The following is a 22,147-nucleotide window of genomic DNA, read 5'->3' as shown; positions in this document are numbered from 1 at the left end:
AGGACTTTTTTATTGGAGGAATTTTATGACAGATTTAGCACCTAAATACAACCCAAACGAGGTTGAAAAAGGTAGATATCAAACCTGGCTTGATGAAGATTTATTTAAGCCATCAGGTAACAAAAAAGCTCACCCATATTCAATTGTTATTCCACCACCAAATGTAACTGGTAAGTTGCACTTGGGTCACGCTTGGGATACTGCAATTCAAGATACTTTAATTCGTTTTAAGCGGATGCAAGGCTATGATACTCTTTACCTTCCTGGTATGGACCATGCTGGTATTGCTACCCAAGCTAAGGTCGAAGCAAAATTGCGTAAACAAGGCAAAGACCGTCACCAAATGGGACGTGAAGCTTTTGTTAAACAGGTTTGGGATTGGAAAGATGAATACGCATCAATCATCAAAGGTCAATGGGCTAAGATGGGTCTTTCACTTGATTATTCAAGAGAGAGATTTACTTTAGACAAGGGTCTTTCTAAAGCTGTTAAAAAGGTTTTTGTTCAGCTTTACAATGAAGGCTTAATTTATCGTGGTGAATACATCATCAACTGGGATCCAGCACTTCAAACCGCTTTAAGTGATATCGAAGTTATTCACAAAGATGATAAGGGTGCCTTTTACCATATTAAGTATCCATTTGCAGATGGTTCAGGTTATGTAGAAATTGCTACTACTCGTCCTGAAACGATGTTTGGTGATACTGCTGTTGCGGTAGCACCTGGTGATAAGCGCTACAAGGATATTGTTGGCAAAGAATTGATCTTGCCATTAGTTGGCCGCCATATTCCAATTATTGAGGATCAACATGTTGACCCAGAATTTGGTACTGGTTTAGTTAAAATTACTCCAGCTCACGACCCTAATGACTTCCAAGTAGGTAATCGTCATAACTTGAAGAGAATCAACGTGATGAACGATGACGGTACGATGAACGAAGAATGTGGCAAGTATGCTGGTATGGATCGTTTCGACTGTCGTGAAGCCTTAGTTAAAGATCTTAAAGAAGAAGGCTACTTGATTAAGATTGAACCAATCGTTCACTCAGTAGGTCACTCAGAACGTTCAGGTGTTCAAGTTGAACCACGCCTTTCTAAGCAATGGTTCGTTAAGATGAAGCCACTTGCTGACAAAGTTTTGGAAAATCAAAAGACTGATGGCAAAGTAAACTTTGTTCCAGAACGATTTGAACAAACTCTTGATCACTGGATGGAAGATGTTCACGACTGGTGTATTTCACGTCAATTGTGGTGGGGGCACCGAATTCCAGCTTGGTACAATAAGAAAACTGGTGAAACTTATGTAGGTGAAGAAGCACCTAAGGATATTGAAAACTGGGAACAAGATCCAGACGTACTTGACACTTGGTTCTCAAGTGCATTATGGCCATTTTCAACTTTAGGTTGGCCGGATACTAATGCGGAAGACTTTAAGCGCTACTTCCCAACTAATGCCTTGGTAACTGGTTACGATATTATCTTCTTCTGGGTATCAAGAATGATGTTCCAAAGTTTACATTTCACCGGCAAGCGTCCATTTAATGATGTTGTTTTACACGGTTTAATGCGTGATGAACAAGGTCGCAAGATGAGTAAATCACTTGGTAACGGTGTTGACCCAATGGATGTAGTTGATAAATACGGTGCCGACGCCCTTCGTTGGTTCTTGCTTAATGGTACTGCTCCTGGTCAAGATACTCGTTATGATCCTAAGAAATTATCTGCTGCTTGGAACTTCATTAACAAGATTTGGAATGCAAGTCGTTTCGTAATTATGAACTTGCCAAAAGATGCTAAGCCAGCTCATATGCCAGATGCTTCTAAATTTGATTTATCAGATCGTTGGATTTTCGATCGCTTGAATCACACGGTTAGTGAAGTAACTCGCTTGTTTGATGAATATCAATTTGGTGAAGCTGGTCGTGAAGCTTACAACTTTATCTGGAATGACTTCTGTGACTGGTACATCGAAATTTCTAAGGTTGCTTTGAATGGTGACGATGAAGAATTAAAGGCAAGAAAGCAAGAAAACTTAATTTGGATTCTTGACCAAATCTTGCGTTTGCTTCACCCAATTATGCCATTTGTAACTGAAAAATTATGGCTTTCAATGCCACATGAAGGTAAGTCAATTATGGTTGCTGAATATCCAACTACTCACAAGGAATTTGAAAACAAGCAAGCAGATCAAGACATGGCCTTCTTAATTGAAACTATTAAAGCAGTACGTAACATCCGCATGGAAGTTAATGCACCAATGTCAAGTCAAATCGACATCATGATTCAATTAGACGATGAAGCTAACAAGCGCGTTTTGGACGAAAATGCTGATTATGTTGAAAACTTCTTGCATCCAAAGGAATTGACTGTAGCTAGTGAAGTTGAAGCACCAAAATTAGCTAAGACTGCTGTAATTCCAGGCGCACAAATTTTTGTTCCATTAACTGAACTTGTTAATGTTGACGATGAGCTAGAAAAGATGGAAAAAGAAGAGAAGCGTCTTGAAGACGAAGTTGCTCGTTGTGAAAAGAAGCTGGCTAACAAAGGCTTTGTTGATCACGCTCCAGAAGCTGTTGTCAACAAGGAAAAAGAAAAGAAGGCTGACTACGAAAGTCAATTAGCCGGTGTTCGTGAAAGAATTCAAGATTTGAAAGAGAGTAAATAATTGAAATTTACTAAAGCTCAAGAAGTAATCGATTACTTATATGCTTTGCCTCATTTACATCCTAAAAATAATTTGTCTTTTATTAAGCGGTTATTGTTGGAATTAGGCAATCCTCAAGATCTAGTTAAAACGATTCACATTACGGGCACTAATGGTAAAGGTTCAACTTCATACTATTTATCAAACCTACTAAAAAAGGCTGGTCAAAAGACTGGCCTTTTTGTCTCACCGTATGTCTATGAATTTAATGAGAGAATACAGTTAAATAATCAAAATATTAGTGATCAGGATTTAGTTAAAACAGCTAATATTGTGCAGGGTACTTATGAGAAATTGCAGCAGCAGGACTCAACTTTTTCGTTAGTAACCTTTGAATATGAAGTCGCACTGGCTTTCGTCTATTTTGCTCAAAAAAAGTGTGATTATGCTGTTATCGAGGTAGGAATTGGTGGAGAACATGACAAGACTAATGTAATTATGCCAGAAGTAAGTGTTATTACTACAATTGGTCTCGATCATGAAAAAATTATTGGACCTACAATTCAGGATATTGCACGTGAGAAAAGCGGCATTATTAAGGCAAAAAGACCAGTAGTTTTAGGTAACGTGCCAGAAGTTGTTTGTCCAATTTTGAAAAGTAAAGCCGAAGAAGAACATGCGATAGTTTATCAATTGGGACGAGACTTTAGTGTTTTGCTTGATAATCAAATTGTTTATCAAGATCACAAAAGAAAGCTAGTTTTTGCTTTACGACCACAAGTTGAAGCCTATGATATTGCCGTTGCCTGCCAGGCGTTCTTTTTGTTGAAACTGCCTTTATCAAATGAAGAAGTTGAAACAGCGATTAATCAAACGATTATTCCAGGGCGCTATCAAATTTTACGAGAAAATCCGCTAATCATTTTAGATGGAGCACATAATATTCAGGCAATGAGTAATTTGCTGGCAGTCGTTCATCGTATGACCCAGCAAAAGCATGGCAAGCTTTATGCTTTAGTGACTATGATGAAAGATAAGGATCTTGAGCAGGTGTTTAGCTTGTTTGATGATAAAGATGAAGTTTTACTGACAACTTTATCTTATCCGCGAGTAGCTAAAAAAGATGATTTTCCAATTGATGTACAAAAAAGATATAATTATGAAAAAGATTATCGAGCTGCTTTTACCCAGCTGCGAGATCACTTGGGAGCTAATGATATTTTAATTGTTAGTGGATCCTTTTATTTGGTTAGTGCTATTTTAAATTGGAAAGGAAAACGTGATGCGCGTACAAGGGCTAGATGATGATATTCAAGGCATTATCTTTGATATGGACGGTTTGCTAGTTAATTCAGAGAAGCTGTATTGGGATGCTAATATTCAGGCGGCAGAAGAAGAGAATTTGGGTACGCCGCGGGATGCTTATCTCAAGTTAACTGGTGCTACAGTTAAAGAGATGCAGGATTTTTATCATAAATATTTTAAAACTGAAGCAGACCGTGATCGTTTTATTAAGCGAACTGATGACTTGGTGTGGCAATGGACTGATGAGGGAAAGTTAAAGCTGCAACCTGGTGTTCAAGAAGCATTAGACGAATTTGAAAAGCGTGGCTTGAAGATGGCGATTGCTTCAAGTAATTATGAAAATGTAGTTCAGCATGCTATGTGGGCGACTGGAATCAGAAATTATTTTGATTTTCATCTTAGTTATCTTGATGTACAAAGAGGTCACATTAAGGCTAAGCCGGCACCAGATATTTATCTAGAAGCAGCTAAGAAAATGAATTTATCTAAAGAAAATATTTTAGTTTTTGAAGATTCATCAACCGGTGTTCAAGCAGCTGCTAATGCAGGGTTAAAATGTGTGATGGTACCAGATTTGAAAGCACCATCTGTTAAAGATAAGCAGAATGCAACGATGATTTGTCAAAACTTTTTTGAATTTCTGAAAAAAATTTAGCTCTTTTTTGCGTAATAAGTAATGAGGGGGATTTTATGTTAAAAAGAAAACCAAATCATTACTTTGTCAAAACAGATTTAGAGCTATTGACACAATTATTTGAACAACTAGAAAATAAAGGAATTCATACGTTGCAGGACTTAAATGTTTTTCTGAAAAACGCAGGGTTAAATTCGTTTAATGATCTATTAAAGTTTATTACCAGTTCAGAATGCTCGGATGAACTTGCTATTACGGCTGAGGCAGTACTAGATCGTTTGCGCTGCGCTTCACCTAAGAGAAAGACAATTTTGACATCTAGCATTGAAGTAGGTACGTATTTAGCTGATAAGCTGATAGGGCACAAGCAGGAAGAATTGTGGGCATTGTATATTGACAATAGCAACCACATTATTGCTGAGAAGAAACTATTTCAAGGGACTTTGAATAGATCAATTGCTCATCCGCGGGAAATTTTTCGGTGGGCAGTTATTTATGGCTGCTCTGGAATTTTTATTGCTCATAATCATCCTAGTGGTAAATTAACGCCATCTGCAAGTGACTTGGAATTAACTGAAAGTTTACGTCAAGCTGCAAAAATGATGAAAATTGATTTCTTAGACCATTTTATCGTGGGAGAAGGTCAATATTTAAGTTTGCGTGAGAAAAATTGTTTTAAAGTTCTTTAAAATTTGTGTGAAAGGCGCCTTTAAAGTTATAGTATGCTATAATTATTCAAGATTTAGAGACCGCAACAATTAAGGAGAGATTTTTGTGTTTGGATTAGGTACAAAGAATATTGGTATCGATTTAGGTACAGCCAATACACTTGTTTACATGGAAGGAAAAGGAATTGTCTTAAGAGAACCTTCTGTAGTAGCAAAGAATACACAAACAGGCGAAGTAATCGCTGTTGGTTCAGAAGCTAAAGAAATGATTGGTAGAACGCCAGGTAGTATCGTAGCTATCCGTCCAATGAAGGATGGTGTGATTGCTGATTATGATACTACAGCAGCAATGCTTAAGTACTTTATGGAAAAAACTGTTGGTAATTCTAAGCCATCAGTAATGGTATGTGTTCCTTCAGGTGTTACTGAAGTTGAAAAACGTGCTGTAATTGATGCAGCTAGAGTTGCAGGTGCGCGTGAAGCATTTGTAATTGAAGAACCGTTCGCAGCTGCAATTGGTGCTGGCTTGCCAGTTATGGATCCTACTGGTTCAATGGTTGTTGATATCGGTGGTGGTACTACTGATGTTGCTACAATTTCATTAGGTGGAATCGTTTCATCAACTTCAATTCGTCAAGCCGGTGATAAGTTTAATAATGCGATTATTAACTATGTTCACTCAAACTTTAACTTATTAATCGGTGAAAGAACTGCAGAAGACATTAAAATTCAAATTGGTTCAGCTTCAGTTGAAAAGGCTAAAGAAATTGAATCAATGAATATTCGTGGTCGTGATTTAGTAACTGGTTTACCAAAATCTGTTGATATTGAAGCAGTTGATGTTGCCAAGGCTATTCAAGATGTAGTTCAAGACATTATCGTAGCTATTAAGGAGACTTTGGAACAAACTTCACCAGAAATTGCTGCCGATGTTATTGATCATGGTATTGTTTTAACTGGTGGTGGTGCACTCTTGAAGAATTTGCCAGAAGTTATTTCTGAAGCAACTAAGGTTCCTGTGTTTATTGCTCAAGATCCACTTGATTGTGTAGCAATTGGTACTGGTGAATCACTCAAGAATATTGAAGTAATGCGTAGAAGTCGCAAATAATAAAAAAGCCGGCTGTTGCCGGTTTTTCTATAGGATCAATTCTTAATGAAAAAATTTCTGCAAAATAAAAAGTTATTATCAGCATTTATTATAGTAGTTGTTATTTTAGCCGTTTTGGGTGGTAGTGTTAGCTTGCGCAATAGGCGCAATACACCTTTACTGATTCAAAGCTTGGGTAACGATGTCGTTGCTTTAGGTACTAGAATTGTTGATGTACCAGTAGGGCTCGTGTCAGGCGGATTAAATAGTGTTCATGATATTTTAAATACGCAAGAAGAAAACAATCATCTAAAGCGAGAAGTTACTAATTTAGGCCAGACGAAGGCTCGCAATTCAGCTCTTGAAAAAGAAAATAGGCAATTGAAGTCTGCATTGAAATTAAAAGATACGTTAAGTGGCTATACCATGGTCAACGCCTCTGTTATTTCTCGGTCGCCTGATACATGGTCAGATTTATTAGTGATTAATAAAGGAAGTTCAGCTGGAATTAAAAAGAATATGGCTGTCATGTGCGATGGCGGTGTTATTGGTCGAATTGTAGAAGCAAATGCTGCTTCTTCCAAGGTGGAATTACTTACTACTACTGATGAGTCGGCTAATCGCTTCTCTGTTCAAGCGGATGCTGCGAATGGAAAAACAGTACATGGTATTATTACAGTTACTTCCAATAATTATCTTGCCTTTACACAGGTGGTTGATGGTCGCAAACTGAAGGCCGGCACGAGAGTTTATACTAGTGGTATGGGCGGTAACTCACCAAAAGGCTTGTTAATTGGGACAGTTACTACGACAACTCGTGATTCATTTGGTCTATCTGATCAGATTAGAATTAAACCAGCAGGTGATATTAGTGATCCATCTGTTGTAACTGTAATTGAAAGACAGGTGGCTAATTAATGTCTACGTTTCGAAAATGGGTTTTGGCAATTGGCTTATTTATTGCATTGGTAGTAGACGGTGTATGTGCACTTTACTTACATCAGTTTATGACTTATGACAACTTTGCAGCGTCAAGCGTCATTTTGCCAATCAGTGTAATGTTGATTGGTCTGTTTGATGATACTAATGATAATGAAATTTGGTTAGCATTAGGTGCAGGAATTGTTGCTGATATCTATTTTTATGGCATTATCGGTGTTTATACAGTTTTCCTACCTGCAAGTTGCTGGATCTGTCAAAAAACAGCTCGTTTTTTACCGGAAATGTTATGGGCTAGATTAATTGTCGTTTTATTAGGAACTGCAGTTTTTGTTGCGTATAGTTGGCTCATTTTTAATATGGTGGGTATTAGTGCTGCATCAGCACACGTATTATTAATGAGCATTTTAGTCAGTTTAGGTTGGGCAGTTGTCTTCTTTTTTCTCTTGTATTGGATTTGGGGCAATTTAGCTCAGGATTATCCATTCTTAATTGATTTAAACGCTTATCGAGTTTAAAAAAGACGCGGAAGATTTTTTCTTTCGCGTCTTTTTAATCCTTAAAAACTTTGAAGTGAGATAGCAGCTTGAGCAATAACAGCTGCTAAAGTAATAATTGCCATGATCCAAGCCATTGCAATAGTTAATTTTTGAAAACCTGATTTCTTTTTCTTTTTTCGTGCCATAAACAGCCCTCCTATTTGAACAATATTTTATGCTTATTAACGGTTTTTTTCAAATCAATTATAGTTTAGAATAAAAAGAATGGAGGAATGCTTATGCTTTATATTTTCCTAATTCCAATTATTGGCTTAGTAGTTGCTTTTTTTATCAATAAAATTTTCCCTAAAGCACAGTTTAGAGGGTACGATGTTATGCCATTTTTCTTTCTTTCAGCTTGTGGATTAATTACTTTACATATGAATAAACCTTCTTTTTTACCTTATGGTTTTTTATGCTATTTTGTATTAGTGATTGTTGTGTCGCTGAACGATGCAATTAGAAATAAAAATATTTCTTTAGGAAAAACAGTTAGAAAATTATGGGATTATTTGACTGCCTGTACTGTTTTCTGGTATATCGGACTTTTATTGATGCTAGTGTTATAAAATAAAATTACTTGTATATGCTTAAGTCGCAAAATTTCAATATTTTGTGACTTTTTTTTATTTTGAAAAATCACAATAAAAAAGAAATTTAAAAATTTGTATTTTTTTCTTATGAATGTGGTAGAGAGTGGGGAATTGTGGTAAATTATTTAGTGGAAGGGGGCTAGACCATGTTCATGGGTGAATATCACCACAATCTTGATAGCAAGGGTCGCCTGATTATACCAGCGAAACTTCGCGATCAGATTGGCGACAAGATGATATTCACGCGAGGAATGGAAGGCTGCATTTTTGGCTACTCGATGGAGGAGTGGTCGAAGATTGAAGCTAAATTAGCAAAACTTCCGTTGACTAAGAGGAATACACGTAAATTTATGCGTTTATTCTACTCTGGTGCGATGGAATGTGAGTTTGATAAGCAAGGTCGCGTTAATCTGACAACAACGTTGAAAATGCATGCCAAACTCATTAAAGAATGTGTCATCATTGGTGTCTCTGATCGAATTGAAATTTGGTCAAAAGAACGTTGGACTAGTTTTGAAGAAGAAGCTAACGAAGACTATGATGATATTGCTGAAAATTTGGACGACATTGAACTATAAAAAATATGAAATTCAAACACACCAGTGTACTCTTACACGAAACTATCGACAATTTGAAACCAAAAAACGGTGGTCTTTATGTAGATGCAACTTTTGGCGGTGGTGGACACGCTAGATATTTGCTCAGCAAAATTGACACCGGTACGCTTGTAGGTTTTGACCAAGATGAATATGCGATAAAATCGGCGAAGTTGAACTTTGCGAATTTATTACAACCGGATAGTGAGCCAAGGTTAGAATTGGTACATGACAACTTTAGTAATCTGGAAAAGGACCTGGTAAAACTGGGTTACTCAGATGGAATAGATGGCATTTACTATGACCTAGGTGTATCTTCCCCTCAATTTGATCAAGCAGATCGCGGTTTTTCATATCGTTATGATGCGCGATTAGATATGAGGATGGATCAAAGTCAGGACTTAGATGCTTATCAGTTAGTTAATACTTTAAGTCAAAAAGAACTGGCAGATATTTTGTATCAATATGGCGATGAAAAGTTTTCTCGTCAAATTGCTCACAGAATCGTAGAAAGACGACGGGAAAAGCCAATTGCAACGACTTTTGAATTAGTTGATGTGATTAAAGATGCGATTCCTGCGTATGCACGAAGGACTGGAGGGCACCCGGCAAAGAAGAGTTTTCAAGCTTTGCGGGTCGCTGTTAATCACGAACTTGATGTTTTACAAGCTTCGCTAGAGGAAGCAATTAAGATATTGCGTCCAGGTGGTCGAATCAGTGTAATTACGTTTCAGTCTCATGAAGACAAGATCGTTAAAAGGATTTTTAAGAAGTATTCAGAAGTTGAGGTGCCAAGAGGAATGCCATTTATACCGGACGGTATGAAGCCAACGCTACGTTTGGTAAATCACAAACCAATTGTAGCCTCTACTTCTGAGTTAGAGAACAACAACCGCTCACACAGTGCAAAACTACGGGTTGCAGAGAAGTTATAAAGAGGAAAATGTTATGGCTGATAGCTCAGCAAGAAAAATTGAATATGAACCAAGTAGTAGAAATGGTTCGCAAAGACGACAACGAATTATCCTTGATCCGCGTAAAGTTCCTTATAGTGGCATAGAAAAAGCTTTGATGATTATTGGAAGCGTCATTACGTTGGGCATGATGATCTTTCTAGTTTCTTCTAGTATTTCTGCAACTTCGGCTCAACATGAATTGACTAGAACTCAACAAACAGTTGCTAAGGAACAGAATAAGATTACCGATTTACGTCAAGAGATTGGGGAGTTGACCTCTACTTCACGTTTAAATAAAATTGCACGTGAAAAAGGATTAACTCTAATTAACAAAAATATTAGGACGATTCGTTAATGAAAAAAAACAGTAATTTAAAATTACAAAAATCCAAAGCCCACGGCTACCGCTTTACGGTGGGGAGATTTCTCCAAATGGCCGTGGCTTTGGTTTTTCTTGTATTTACGGCTAGATTTTTATATATCGGAATATCCAAGACAGTTAATGGTCAAAATTTATCACAGCGTACCAAGCAGCTTTATAAGCGCAATCAGGTAATTAAGGCCACGCGAGGGACTATCTATGATCGAAATGGATTAACAATTGCGGAAGATTCGCATTTGTATACGGTTTATGCGATTTTAGATAAGACTTCGATCAACTATAAGAATAAACCTGAGTATGTAGTGAATAAAACCAAGACAGCTGAAAAGCTGGCACAGGTTTTACCATTGTCTGCGGAAAAAATTTACCAATATTTAACCCCAAAAAAGAAGGTCTTTCAGGTACAATTTGGGACAGGTGGTAGTGGACTGACATTGCGGCAAAAGAAAAAGATTGAAGCAATGAAATTACCAGGAATTAAGTTCTTGGAAACACCATCTAGATTGTATCCCAATGGTGTTTTTGCATCACATACTGTTGGATTGGCTCAACCAATTTGGAATAAAAAGACTAATGCACAAAACTTAGTCGGAACTATGGGAATTGAAGCCTATTTCAATAAGACTTTGACTGGGACAGATGGTTACCGGATTTCTTCGGTAGATGCATCTGAATATCAGCTTCCAAATAGTAATCAGGTTTATAAGCCTGCTAAAAATGGAAACAACTTGTATTTAACACTAGATTCTCAGTTGCAGAGTTTGCTTGAGACTCGCTTAAGTGAAGTACAGAAAACTTACCGACCAACATCAATTACTGCTACAGTTGAAGACATGAAGACTGGGAAAATTTTGGCAGCTTCTCAACGCCCTACTTTTAATCCTCAAACTATGAAGGGATTAACTAAGTCGTATCGGGATATCTTGGTGCAAGATACTTATGAACCAGGATCAGTTTTCAAGCTTTTGTCATTCCCTGCAGTAGTCAACAGTGGCAATTACAACCCTAATGAGTATTTCCGGTCTGGTTCTGTTAATATTGCTGGTTCGACTATCCATGACTGGCTGACTTCAGGTTGGGGCACAATTCCATTTTCTCAAGCTTTTGAACGTTCAAGTAACACTGGTTTTGTTAAGTTAGAACAAAAGATGGGTGCTAAGACTTGGAAGAAGTACTTGAAGAAGTTCAGAATTGGTGAAAAGACGGGAGTCAGTCTTCCAGGTGAGCAGCCGGGGATGATTTCGTTTAAAACACCACTTGACCAAGCAATTACTGCTTTTGGTCAAGCCGTTACTGTGAATGTAATGCAAATGATGCAAGCTTATAGTTCTTTGGCTAATAATGGTCAAATGGTAAAGCCACAGTTGGTTAATAAAATTACTGACTCTGATGGCAATACAATTCAAGGCTATCAGATTAAAAAGGTTGGTACTCCAGTATATAGTGCTAAAACCAGAAAAGTAATTGTGGCTAACATGAGAAAGGTACTTAATAAGCAATCAGGAACTGGTTCTGCTTATAAGATGGGAAACGCCGATATTGCTGTTAAGACGGGGACTGCGCAGATTGCTAACCCTAAAGGTGGAGGTTATCTAAAGGGTGATAGTAATTATATTTTCTCTGTTGTTGGTATTTATCCAGCAAGTAAACCACGTTACTGTATTTATTTGACAATTAAGCAACCACACTTAATTGGAGGCGGAGCTGAAAAGATTTTGGCTTCAATTTTCAAACCGATGATGCAGAGAATCATTTCGATTGCTAAAAATGATGATGTATCAACTACTGTAAAAGTACCAAACTTAAAAGCTAAAACCGTTGCACAAGCTGAAAGTCAAACTAAGCAATTAGGACTTAATTTGGTTAAAATTGGTAGCGGTGATCGGATTAGCAATCAAGGAGTTAAGAGTGGCGAAAAGTTAGAGTCTGGGTCTAAGATTTTTGTCAATACTTCAGGAAAAATCATTTGTCCTGATATGACGGGATGGACTTATAGTGATTTACACCAATTTGCTAGTTTGACAGATATTAAGTTAAGCATAAAAGGTACCGGCACTGTTGCGAGTCAAAGCGTGGCTAAAGGAACAGAATTAAAAGCTGGAAGAAAATTAAACATTAAGTTAAAGGAGTAACTCAGAATGAATATGATGTTGGCAAGTTGTATTGCCCTAGTTAGTTCACTGGTTTTGACAGTGATCTTTATTCCATTGTTGATTAAATTTATGCGGTCACATCACGAAGGACAAGAAATTCGTGATGAAGGTCCTAAATGGCATCAAAAAAAGTCTGGCACACCTACAATGGGTGGGACCGTTTTTGTAATTGCAGCAGTTATTTCTGTTATTTGGGTAGCTGCTATGCAGCACAGCTTGAATAAAGTTGTTTGGATTTTGGTAATCAGTCTCTTAGGCTACGGTATTATCGGTTTCCTTGATGATGGTATTAAGCTTTACTTCAAACGTAATTTAGGCTTGCGTGCATGGCAAAAATTAGCATTACAGATTATAATTGCAATTTTAATTGTCTTGATTGCTACAAGTGATCATTTTCAATTTGGGTTATATATTCCTTTTGCTGGGGTTGTCCATAGCTTAGTTTTATTTGTGGCATTTATTATTTTTTGGCTGGTTGGTTTTTCAAATGCTGTTAACTTGTCCGATGGTCTTGATGGTTTAGCAACAGGTTTATCAGTTGTAGCATATGGTACATATGCCTATATCGCATTCAAACAAAAGAATTTTGCTATTTTGGCCTTTTGTATGAGTGTAATTGGTGGTTTAATTGCCTTCTTTATTTTTAACCATAAGCCGGCTAAAATTTTCATGGGTGATGCTGGCTCACTTGCTTTAGGTGGCGGTTTAGCAACAATCAGTATTATGCTTAACCGTCCCTGGTCATTATTGTTAGTTGGGATTGTTTTTGTTTGTGAAACTGCTAGTGTAATTTTACAAGTAATTTCTTTCCAAACTACGGGTAAGCGTATTTTTAAGATGACACCTATCCATCACCACTTTGAAATGTTGGGTTGGTCAGAATGGAAAGTAGATATTGTCTTCTGGTTAGTTGGATTAATTGGCAGTATTTTGTATTTAGTAATTTGGGGATAATCATAAAATGAAGGATATTAAAACTTATAATAATAAAAACATTTTGGTTCTAGGCTTGGGTAAAAGTGGTTTTGCTGTTAGCGAACTCCTTTTGCAATTAGGAGCAAATTTAACTTTAAATGATAAAGCTGATTTGGAGAAAAATGCTAAGGCACAAGAATTGAAAAGTCGCGGCGTACGCGTAATTGGCGGTCATCATCCAGTTGATTTGCTTGAAAAAGAACATTTTGATTATTTAGTTAAAAATCCAGGTATTCCCTATGAAAATCCGATGGTTCAAAAAGCTGAGGAGTTGAATATCCCGATTATTACTGAACCAGAAGTTGCTTTAAGTTGTAGTGATGCTCCCTATGTTTGTGTGACTGGTTCAAATGGAAAAACTACTACGGTAATGCTGACACAAAGAATTTTGGACCATCATTTGCAAAAATCTGGTCATCATGCTTATGCAGTTGGTAATATTGGCGTACCGATTTCTGAAGTTGTACCTAAGGCAACTAAGGATGATATTTTAGTAGTTGAAATTTCTAGTTTCCAGCTTTTGGGTGTAACTGATATTGATCCTAAAGTTGCAGCGATTGTTGATATTTACAACAACGTCCACTTAGATTATCACAAGACTTTCGAAAATTATGTCAATGCAAAGTTGAATGTAACTAGAACGCAAAACAGTAATGATTACTTTATTGCTAATTATGATCAAAAAGATATTTTGGCTAAGGAAAAAGAAGTTTCACTAGCTAAAATGCAAACTTTTTCTGAGACAGATCATAATGCTGATTATTTCATTGGCGATGAATATCTTGAAAGTCAAAACGAAAAGATTATGAAGATTTCTGATATTAAATTACCAGGTATTCATAATTTGCAAAATAGTTTAGTCGCTATTGCAATTTCTAAAATTATGGGCGCTGATAATGATGATATCGCCGCAGTATTGAGCACCTTTACTGGCGCTAAGCATCGTTTGCAATACGTAACAACACTTGATGGCTGCAAGGTTTATAATGATTCTAAGTCAACTAATATTGAAGCAGCAACTGTAGCTATTCCATCATTTAAGCAACCGGAAGTATTGATTGCTGGTGGGTTAGACCGTGGCTTCACTTTTGATGATTTGGTACCATTATTTAAAAAACATGTTAAGTCAATTGTTCTTTATGGTGAAACTAGATATTTGTTAGCTGACGCAGCTAGAAAAGCAGGAATTAAGGACATTGTAATTGTTAATACACTACAAGAGGCCGTTCCTCGTGCTTGGGAATTAGTTGAACCAGGCGATGTACTATTGTTCTCACCAGCATGTGCTTCTTGGGATCAATTTAGAACATTTGAAGAACGTGGCGATTACTTTGTTAGATTTGTTGAGGAATTAAAGACTAAATAAAATGAGAGTTATTTTTACAGGTGGCGGTACAGGCGGTCACATTTACCCAATTATGGCAATTATTGAACGTTTGAAAGAACGCGGTATTAGTAAAAACGATGAAATCTTATTTGTAGGTACACAAAAAGGATTGGAATCAAAAATTGTTCCAGCAGCCGGTGTTAACTTTAAAACAATTAAGATTCAAGGCTTTAACCGTAAACATCCGTTAAAAAACTTTGAGACTATCAAGCTATTTTTACAAGCTACTAAAAGCGCACGCCAAATTTTACGGGACTTTAAACCAGATGTCGTTTTAGGTACAGGTGGTTACGTTAGCGGTGCTATGGTTTATGAAGCAGCTAAAATGCATATTCCAACAATGATTCATGAATCTAATTCAGTGGTTGGATTAGCTAATAAATTTTTGGGTCATTATGTGGATAAAATTTGTTATACATTTGATGATGCTGCAAAGGAATTCTCAGAAAAGAAGAAACTAGTTAAGACAGGTAATCCACGGTCACAACAAGTTTTAAGCTTGCACGAAGAAAAAATTGATCTTGAAAAAACATGGGGATTAAATCCAAAAATGCCAACTGTTTTAGTATTTGGTGGGTCCCGTGGAGCATTAGCAATTAACAGAATTATGCTTAAGTCATTAATGACGCTAAAGCAAAAGCCATATCAAATTATTTGGGCAACAGGTACTTTTTATTTTGATAAGGTACAAGAAAAAATTAAGAACGTTGATATTGGTAATAATATTAAAGTTTTGCCATACATTAAAAACATGCCAGGTCTATTGCCAGAAATGACTTGTGTTGTTTCAAGATCTGGTGCAACAAGTATTGCAGAATTTACTGCATTAGGTGTACCCGTTATTTTGATTCCAAGCCCTAATGTAACTCATAATCATCAAATGAAGAATGCGCTTGATTTAGAAAAAGCTGGTGCAGCATTGGTTATTCCAGAAGATGATTTAAATCCAAATAATTTTGTCTCTTCAATTGACCATATTTTGCTCGATGAAAAGTATGCTACTGAAATGAGCAAAGCTTCTAAGGCATTAGGCGTACCTGATGCATCTGATCAAGTGATTAAGGTGATGGAAGAAATTTCACGCTAGGAGGTAGGTGAGGCAGATGGCCAAAAAGCCAGTAACTAAGATTGATCCAAGGAAAGAATTGTCTCCGTACTTGAATCATGAATTTAACCAACAAAGGAATAGTCGAAAATCGCAGACCAAGATTTCTGCCTCACTCTCAAATTTACAGGCAGAAAGACGACGATCATTACGACGTAGGCTAGGTCTGATAATGACGGTTTCAGTTTTGGCGATAGCTGGTTTAGGATACTATATTTCACCTTTAGCGAATATCAGTACTGTTAAAATAATTGGTGCAGAGCATTTACCTGCTAAAGAAATTGTTAAGGTATCCAAGATCAAGGCTAGCGATAAAGTTTTTGATTACTTGTTTCAACAAAAAGATTTGAGTCAAAGATTATCCCAAAAATATCCAGAAATTCAAAGTGCACAAGTTCATTTAGGTCATATTAATCAATTGATTTTACAAATTAATGAACGTAAAACCGTGGGCTACTTAAAAGATGGTGATTCTTACCGAAAGATTTTGGATAATGGAAAAATAGGTACGAGAGCTCTACCTTGGACAAAAGTGAACCAAGATAAACCTATTTTTGTTGGCTATAATAAATCAGATGAATTAAAAAATGATTTAAAGTTATTTAACAGTTTACCTAATTCATTTAAAAATCATGTAAAATTATTAAGTGGGAATACCAGACGAAATTCACAAATTATTTTAGTAATGAAGGACGGTAATGTAGTGATTGGCAATACTGCTACTTTGAATAGCAAACTAAAATATTATGATACTATTAGAATTAAAGCTGGTAAACATAGCCTTATTGATTTAGAAATAGGTGCATTTAGTAGACCATTAACTTCTAGTGAAAAGAAAGCTTATGGCATATCGTAGCTGTTTTGCAAGTTTATTTATGTTAGAATTTTTTCAAGGCAAATATTAATGGGGGCTTAATTTTGGAGAATTCAAATCTTTTAGTGGGTTTAGATATAGGAACCACAAGTGTAAAAGCCGTTGTTGCAGATTCTGGTAAGGTTATCGGTGCAGTTACAACGCCAAATTCAGGAATGCGACACGGTCAAATAGTAGATATTGATCAAACTGCTAGTGCAATTAGTCGTGCATTAAAAGGTGTAGCAGAAAAAACAAACGCCAAGATTTATAGTGTAGTTACAGGAATTCCGGTAGGGATGTTACAACTGGAAACTGCAACTGGTTTTGCTAATGTTGGTGAACAAGGGCAAGAAGTAAATAATGATGATGTAAAAAGAACGATTAGATCTGCGATTCATTCAGCAGCTAAGGATGATCGTGAAGCAATTACATTTTTGCCGAGTCGCTTTTTGATTGATGGTAAAACTGAAGTTGATGATCCAAGAAAAATGATTGCACGTTCCTTGGGTGTTAGTGGAATTTTATTAACTGCACCTACTAGTCCTTTGCACAATATCAAGAAGGCTATTGAAAGAGCCGGTTATCATAATAATTTCTTTGTGCCAACGCCTTTAGCAATTTCAAGTGTAGCATTGAATGAAAGTGAAAAAACTTTTGGTTCGGTAATTATCGATCTTGGTGGTGGCGTAAGTACGGCAACTGTTATTAAAAATGGCCAAATTAAGTATGCCAACATCGATTTAGAAGGCGGAAGCGATATTACTAATGATATCTCTGCTGTTTTAAGTATTTCGAAAAAGGACGCTGAACAAATTAAGTTGGACTATGGATTTGCGGATCCACAATTTGCCTCAAAAAACGATAAATTTGCTATTAATAGTGTTGGTGCAAATAGTCAGCAAATGGTTGACGAAGTATATCTTAGTGAAATTATTAATGCACGCTTAGAACAAATTTTGACTCGTTTAGGAAAAGGTTTAGTTAAGCATAATGCATTGAAGCAACCAGGTGGTATTGTGATTACAGGTGGTAGTAGCCTATTACAAGGAATTGATAGTCTGACTGCTAATGGGTTAAATGTTAAGGCCCGAATTTATGAACCAGATCAAATTGGTATGCGTAATCCGATTTATACAGCTGCTTATGGTATCGTCCACTATTCATATAAGATGTCTGAAGTTGACTATCTTGTTAATGGCGTAATCTATGGTTTTGGTGAACCCGCTGTGGAAGACCCCGTTTCTCAGCCAAAAAGTACCAAGATTTCTAAAAGTACGACTTCTAATAGTGAAAGTGAAGCCAAAGAAGCTTATAATAGAAGCAAAATGTCTGCCAGAACAGAATCTGCGCCAGACGATGAAAATAATACTAAGCAAGAAAAAACTAATAGCTTGAAGAGTTTCTTTAAGAAATTCTTTGATTAAAGGTGGTTAATTTAATGGATTTTACATTCGATTCAGACGACAATAAGAATGCTGTCATCAAAGTAATTGGTGTCGGTGGTGCCGGCGGCAATGCTGTTAACCGAATGATTGACGATGGCGTACAAGGTGTTTCTTTTATTGCAGCAAACACTGATGTTCAGGCTTTGAACAGCAACAAAGCTGAAAACAAGATTCAACTAGGGCCTAAGTTGACCCGTGGGTTGGGTGCTGGTTCACATCCTGAAGTAGGACAAAAAGCTGCAGAAGAGAGTGAACAAACGATTGAAGATGCACTTAAGGGTGCAGATATGATCTTTATTACTGCTGGTATGGGTGGCGGTACCGGTACTGGTGCGGCTCCTGTAGTGGCAAAAATTGCGCGTGAGACGGGCGCATTAACTGTAGGCGTAGTTACGCGTCCATTCAGTTTTGAAGGCCCTAAGCGCTCTAAAAACGCTGCAGAAGGTATTACTCAGCTAAAGCAATATGTTGATACTTTGGTTATTATAGCTAACAATCGTTTGCTTGAAATGGTTGACAAGAAGACTCCTATGATGGATGCCTTCAAGGAAGCTGATAATGTCTTGAAGCAAGGTGTTCAAGGTATTTCTGATTTGATTACTTCAACTGACTACGTAAACTTGGACTTTGCTGATGTGAAGACTGTAATGGAAAATCAAGGTGCAGCTTTAATGGGAATTGGCCGTGCTAGCGGTGAAAATAGAACAGTTGAAGCTACTAAGCTGGCGATTTCTTCACCATTATTAGAAGTTTCTATTGATGGTGCTAAGCAAGTGTTACTTAACATTACTGGTGGACCTGACCTTACATTATTTGAGGCTCAAGATGCTTCAGAGATTGTTTCTAAGGCTGCTGGTGACGATGTAAACATTATTTTCGGTACTTCAATTAATCCTAACTTGGGCGATGAGGTGGTAGTAACTGTAATCGCTACTGGAATTGATTCTAAGGTTGAAGAAGCTGCTTCTAAGCAATTACCAGGTCGTAGCCACCAAATTAAGGCTCAACCAGTTAAAGAAAAAGAAGAAGCTCCTAAGGCTGAAGAACCTAAGCAACTAGTTGATCGACCACAAACAGTTCAGCCTGCTGCTGAAAAACAAGAACCTGAGCAGCCTAAGCAAACGATGGTTGATCCAACCAGTGTTTGGGGACTAAATGATAGCGAAGACAATCAAAGAAGAAATACCCAACCTACTGAGCCTAAGAAAGATTATGAGGGTTTTGATACTTTTAGTGATGAAGACCAGGATAGTATTTCTCAAATTGAAACTAGCGCTCAGGACGATAGTGACGATAACAGTGATATTCCATTTTTTAAACATCGTAGTGAAAACTAGTTTTGGAGGTAGTATAAATGGCTTTTGATAAATTAGGAAGATTTTTCGGAATTTCTAATGATGATGAATTAGAAAATGACGAAGAATATGCCTCACAGACTAAAAATGAAAATGAAGACTTGCCTCTGAACTCAGTTAATCGCGATAATGTGGTTTCAATTAAATCAGGCTTGAATTCGGCTAAAAGCAAGATTGTTTTATATGAACCACGGGTATATTCCGATGCTAAGGATGTTGCACAAAATTTATTAAATAATAAAGCAGTAGTGATTAATTTTAGCAGAATGGAAGACAGTTCAGCACGTCGGATTGTTGATTTCATCACGGGTACTGTATATGCATTAAATGGTGAAATCCAACGTATTGGTGATAAAATCTTTTTAGCAACTCCACCAAAGTTTGTTACTGATGGCAAAATTAGTGATTTAGTGGATAAGAAAGACAATTTAAGCTAATGGTTAATATATTAAATTTAATCTACTTGGCACTTACGTGGATTTTATGGCTTTATAGTCTGCTGATCGTGATTGATGCAATTATGAGTTGGCTACCAATGCTAAGTAATTCTGTTGTTGGTCGCTTTTTAGACAAGGTTGTAAATCCATATTTAAATTTGTTTCGAAAAGGTCCATTTGCGAGATTAGCTTATTCAACTGGAATTGATGTCTCGCCAATTATTGCTTTATTTATCTTATATTTCATTCAAAACTATGTTTTAAGATGGATATTTGATATTTTATTGAGGATGATGGTGTAATGGAACGCAGACAGGCAAGTAAGTTTTACCCACATTTTAATCAAGAGGAAAGACCAGTAATTGACTATTTTACTGGTCTTTTTAATCAGCTGATTTTTAAGCATGAGCCAATTTTGACTGATTTTTTGGATCCGGGAAAACGAGCAATTTTAAGAACAATTGTTGGTAATGATGCATTTGTTCAAGAGTATGGTGGCTATCCTAATGCAGAGAAAAAGCGAGTTTATTTAAGTGAAGAATGGCTTAATCTGCGACCGAGTGATTATCAGATTCAGCCGTATGAAATTGAATATCCGCAAAAATTTACTAAAATAAATCATAGTGTTATTTTAGGTACCTTGGCGAATTCGGGTATTGATACAAGTATTTTTGGCGATATTATTACTGATAATCAAGGAAAATGGCAGTTTTTCACTAAAAAAGAAATGACGGAATTTTTTGAAGAGCAAATTGACCGCATTGGCAGAGCAAAAGTAAAGCTGAGACCGATTAGCTTCAAAGAAGTTTTGGTTCCTGAGGATGATTCGATTGAAAAAACGGAAATAGTTGCCTCAATGCGAATTGATGCTGTATTATCGGGTATTAGCAGACAAAGCCGCGGTCAAATTCAAAAGATGATTAATAGTCAGCTGGTTAAATTAAATTGGCATGAAATAGCAGATTCTAATATAATGATTAAAGAAGACGATGTCTTGAGTTTAAGACACTTTGGTCGGATTTTGATTGAGGATGTTTCGACTACAAGAAAAGGTAAATATAAGGTGGTGCTCAGACTTTGGCAGACAAAGAAACACAATTGACCCCGATGGATATTCACAACAAGGAATTTAAACGGCGTGGTCGTAATGGATATGATCGTCTTGAAGTAGATAGCTTCTTAGATCAGATTGTTGATGATTATGGTGATACACTTGATCAAGTGGTTGACTTGAAGAATGAAGTAGTTTCTTTAAATAAAAAGTTAACTGATTTACAAGAAAAAGTAGATGATTATCAAGATCAAGTTAATGAATATAACGAAAAAAAGCGTTCTTTAAATAAATCATTAATTTCGGCACAACAAACTGCTGATGAAATGAGAGAGAAAGCAGAAGCAGAGGCTAAGCAGATTATTGCGGATGCCAAAAAGCAAGCGGAAGATAATATTAACTTCCAAAAGCATCAACAAGATACTATTTCTACGGATTATATGCGTGTAAAAGAGCAAGTTAGTGAATTTCGTAGTAATATTCAAGAAATGCTACAGACTGAAATCGATAATTTGAATGATGAAAAGTGGCAACATGCATTGGATGATTACTTCAACTTAGAGCGTTATTATCCAGATGATGGTTCGGAGCCAGTAAGTGCTGATGATGAAGACGTTGAAGATGAAGATGTTGACAATGATGATGAAAATGACGTAAACTCTTCTCAAGGCCCTGATGATTTGGAGTTGGATCAACCGGATGATTCTGACGATGCAGATAATGAAGAAAATGCTGCACCTAAACCAATGACCGGGGACAGTCCAAGTCATGAAACAATTAATGTTAAGCCTGAAATGAAATCAGATCCTTTAGGCCCAACAATTGTTTTTCCTGACGACTATAAAAAATAAGCATATTAGATTGACAGTAAAGCTTGAAGGCAATTCAGCGAGCTAGTGATGGTGGAAGACTAGCATAAGAGCCTAAGAGCTGATCAGCTGCCTAATTAATCTAAACGGTATTTGCACGTTACGCAAAGTTAAGTGGAACTTATAATAAGTTCAATTTAGGTGGTACCACGGTTAGCCTCGTCCTAA

23 protein-coding genes are annotated in these 22,147 nt (G+C 36.7%); 22 read left to right on the top strand and 1 reads right to left on the bottom strand.

The features are described 5' to 3' along the window. Positions 1 to 25 precede the first annotated feature (25 nt). The 7 genes from CP367_RS03635 (at position 26) to mreD (ending at position 7,798) form a co-directional block, all read left to right on the top strand. Positions 26 to 2,665, top strand: coding sequence for a valine--tRNA ligase (locus tag CP367_RS03635; RefSeq protein WP_089146006.1), 2,640 nt, complete (start codon positions 26 to 28; stop codon positions 2,663 to 2,665). Next, a complete protein-coding gene (locus tag CP367_RS03630) occupies positions 2,666 to 3,949 on the top strand; it encodes a folylpolyglutamate synthase/dihydrofolate synthase family protein (RefSeq protein ID WP_065990448.1) in 1,284 nt (427 codons plus the stop codon). It abuts the gene before it with no gap. Then, positions 3,927 to 4,604, top strand: a complete 678-nt coding sequence (locus tag CP367_RS03625) for an HAD family phosphatase (RefSeq protein ID WP_089146005.1) — start codon at positions 3,927 to 3,929, stop codon at positions 4,602 to 4,604. The genes CP367_RS03630 and CP367_RS03625 overlap by 23 nt, the downstream gene beginning before the upstream one ends. Before the next feature lie 35 nt (positions 4,605 to 4,639). Continuing rightward, the gene (locus CP367_RS03620; protein ID WP_013086147.1) at positions 4,640 to 5,272 is read left to right on the top strand and encodes a RadC family protein; all 633 of its coding nucleotides are present in this window, start codon (positions 4,640 to 4,642) and stop codon (positions 5,270 to 5,272) included. A gap of 85 nt (positions 5,273 to 5,357) precedes the next feature. Next, on the top strand, positions 5,358 to 6,362 hold the full coding sequence (locus tag CP367_RS03615; protein ID WP_013086148.1) for a rod shape-determining protein: 1,005 nt from the start codon (positions 5,358 to 5,360) through the stop codon (positions 6,360 to 6,362). A gap of 45 nt (positions 6,363 to 6,407) precedes the next feature. Beyond that, a complete protein-coding gene (gene mreC / locus CP367_RS03610) occupies positions 6,408 to 7,259 on the top strand; it encodes a rod shape-determining protein MreC (protein WP_023488114.1) in 852 nt (283 codons plus the stop codon). Next, positions 7,259 to 7,798, top strand: coding sequence for a rod shape-determining protein MreD (gene mreD, locus CP367_RS03605; protein WP_005718830.1), 540 nt, complete (start codon positions 7,259 to 7,261; stop codon positions 7,796 to 7,798). The genes mreC and mreD overlap by 1 nt, the downstream gene beginning before the upstream one ends. Positions 7,799 to 7,839: 41 nt before the next feature. Here mreD and CP367_RS03600 read toward each other — a convergent pair whose 3' ends face one another. After that, positions 7,840 to 7,965 (bottom strand): DUF4044 domain-containing protein, encoded by a 126-nt coding sequence (locus CP367_RS03600; protein WP_005718831.1) that lies wholly within the window; start codon positions 7,963 to 7,965, stop codon positions 7,840 to 7,842. Positions 7,966 to 8,058: 93 nt separating this feature from the next. On the opposite strand from CP367_RS03600, the gene CP367_RS03595 reads away from it, so the two are divergent. The 15 genes from CP367_RS03595 to CP367_RS03525 all read left to right on the top strand — a co-directional run bounded on the left by CP367_RS03595 (position 8,059) and on the right by CP367_RS03525 (position 21,961). Next, positions 8,059 to 8,388, top strand: coding sequence for a DUF3397 domain-containing protein (locus tag CP367_RS03595; RefSeq protein WP_005718832.1), 330 nt, complete (start codon positions 8,059 to 8,061; stop codon positions 8,386 to 8,388). 170 nt (positions 8,389 to 8,558) lie between these two features. Then, positions 8,559 to 8,990, top strand: a complete 432-nt coding sequence (gene mraZ, locus CP367_RS03590; protein WP_005718833.1) for a division/cell wall cluster transcriptional repressor MraZ — start codon at positions 8,559 to 8,561, stop codon at positions 8,988 to 8,990. Between the two features lie 5 nt (positions 8,991 to 8,995). Beyond that, positions 8,996 to 9,943: a 16S rRNA (cytosine(1402)-N(4))-methyltransferase RsmH gene (gene rsmH, locus CP367_RS03585; RefSeq protein ID WP_013086151.1), complete on the top strand. Its 948-nt coding sequence runs from the start codon at positions 8,996 to 8,998 to the stop codon at positions 9,941 to 9,943. Positions 9,944 to 9,956: 13 nt separating this feature from the next. After that, entirely contained in the window at positions 9,957 to 10,319 is a 363-nt protein-coding gene (gene ftsL, locus CP367_RS03580; protein WP_005721343.1) for a cell division protein FtsL, read from the top strand. Further along, the gene (locus CP367_RS03575) at positions 10,319 to 12,478 is read left to right on the top strand and encodes a penicillin-binding transpeptidase domain-containing protein (RefSeq protein WP_089146004.1); all 2,160 of its coding nucleotides are present in this window, start codon (positions 10,319 to 10,321) and stop codon (positions 12,476 to 12,478) included. The genes ftsL and CP367_RS03575 overlap by 1 nt, the downstream gene beginning before the upstream one ends. 6 nt (positions 12,479 to 12,484) lie before the next feature. Beyond that, on the top strand, positions 12,485 to 13,453 hold the full coding sequence (gene mraY / locus CP367_RS03570; RefSeq protein WP_013086153.1) for a phospho-N-acetylmuramoyl-pentapeptide-transferase: 969 nt from the start codon (positions 12,485 to 12,487) through the stop codon (positions 13,451 to 13,453). 7 nt (positions 13,454 to 13,460) lie between these two features. Continuing rightward, positions 13,461 to 14,840, top strand: coding sequence for a UDP-N-acetylmuramoyl-L-alanine--D-glutamate ligase (murD, locus tag CP367_RS03565; RefSeq protein WP_023488120.1), 1,380 nt, complete (start codon positions 13,461 to 13,463; stop codon positions 14,838 to 14,840). A gap of 1 nt (position 14,841) precedes the next feature. After that, a complete protein-coding gene (murG, locus tag CP367_RS03560; protein WP_023488121.1) occupies positions 14,842 to 15,948 on the top strand; it encodes an undecaprenyldiphospho-muramoylpentapeptide beta-N-acetylglucosaminyltransferase in 1,107 nt (368 codons plus the stop codon). 16 nt (positions 15,949 to 15,964) lie between these two features. Next, positions 15,965 to 16,822: a cell division protein FtsQ/DivIB gene (locus CP367_RS03555; RefSeq protein WP_089143176.1), complete on the top strand. Its 858-nt coding sequence runs from the start codon at positions 15,965 to 15,967 to the stop codon at positions 16,820 to 16,822. A gap of 62 nt (positions 16,823 to 16,884) precedes the next feature. Further along, positions 16,885 to 18,246, top strand: coding sequence for a cell division protein FtsA (gene ftsA / locus CP367_RS03550; protein ID WP_013086157.1), 1,362 nt, complete (start codon positions 16,885 to 16,887; stop codon positions 18,244 to 18,246). 14 nt (positions 18,247 to 18,260) lie between these two features. Next, positions 18,261 to 19,604: a cell division protein FtsZ gene (gene ftsZ, locus CP367_RS03545; RefSeq protein WP_013086158.1), complete on the top strand. Its 1,344-nt coding sequence runs from the start codon at positions 18,261 to 18,263 to the stop codon at positions 19,602 to 19,604. Between the two features lie 17 nt (positions 19,605 to 19,621). Continuing rightward, the gene (locus CP367_RS03540; RefSeq protein WP_005718844.1) at positions 19,622 to 20,059 is read left to right on the top strand and encodes a cell division protein SepF; all 438 of its coding nucleotides are present in this window, start codon (positions 19,622 to 19,624) and stop codon (positions 20,057 to 20,059) included. Next, on the top strand, positions 20,059 to 20,361 hold the full coding sequence (locus CP367_RS03535) for a YggT family protein (protein ID WP_005718845.1): 303 nt from the start codon (positions 20,059 to 20,061) through the stop codon (positions 20,359 to 20,361). The genes CP367_RS03540 and CP367_RS03535 overlap by 1 nt, the downstream gene beginning before the upstream one ends. Continuing rightward, complete coding sequence (locus CP367_RS03530) at positions 20,361 to 21,161, top strand: RNA-binding protein (RefSeq protein ID WP_013086159.1); 801 nt, start codon at positions 20,361 to 20,363, stop codon at positions 21,159 to 21,161. The genes CP367_RS03535 and CP367_RS03530 overlap by 1 nt, the downstream gene beginning before the upstream one ends. Then, positions 21,137 to 21,961 carry a DivIVA domain-containing protein gene (locus CP367_RS03525; protein WP_013086160.1) on the top strand — a complete coding sequence of 275 codons (825 nt, stop codon included), beginning with the start codon at positions 21,137 to 21,139 and terminating at the stop codon, positions 21,959 to 21,961. Before CP367_RS03530 ends, CP367_RS03525 begins: the two co-directional genes overlap by 25 nt. Positions 21,962 to 22,147: the final 186 nt, after the last annotated feature.

Source organism: Lactobacillus sp. UMNPBX16, from assembly GCF_002553775.1.
In the GTDB taxonomy this organism is placed as follows: Bacteria; Bacillota; Bacilli; order Lactobacillales; family Lactobacillaceae; genus Lactobacillus; species Lactobacillus crispatus.
Note: the sequence above shows the minus strand (reverse complement) of the source record. Positions and strands in the feature narration are given on the sequence as shown.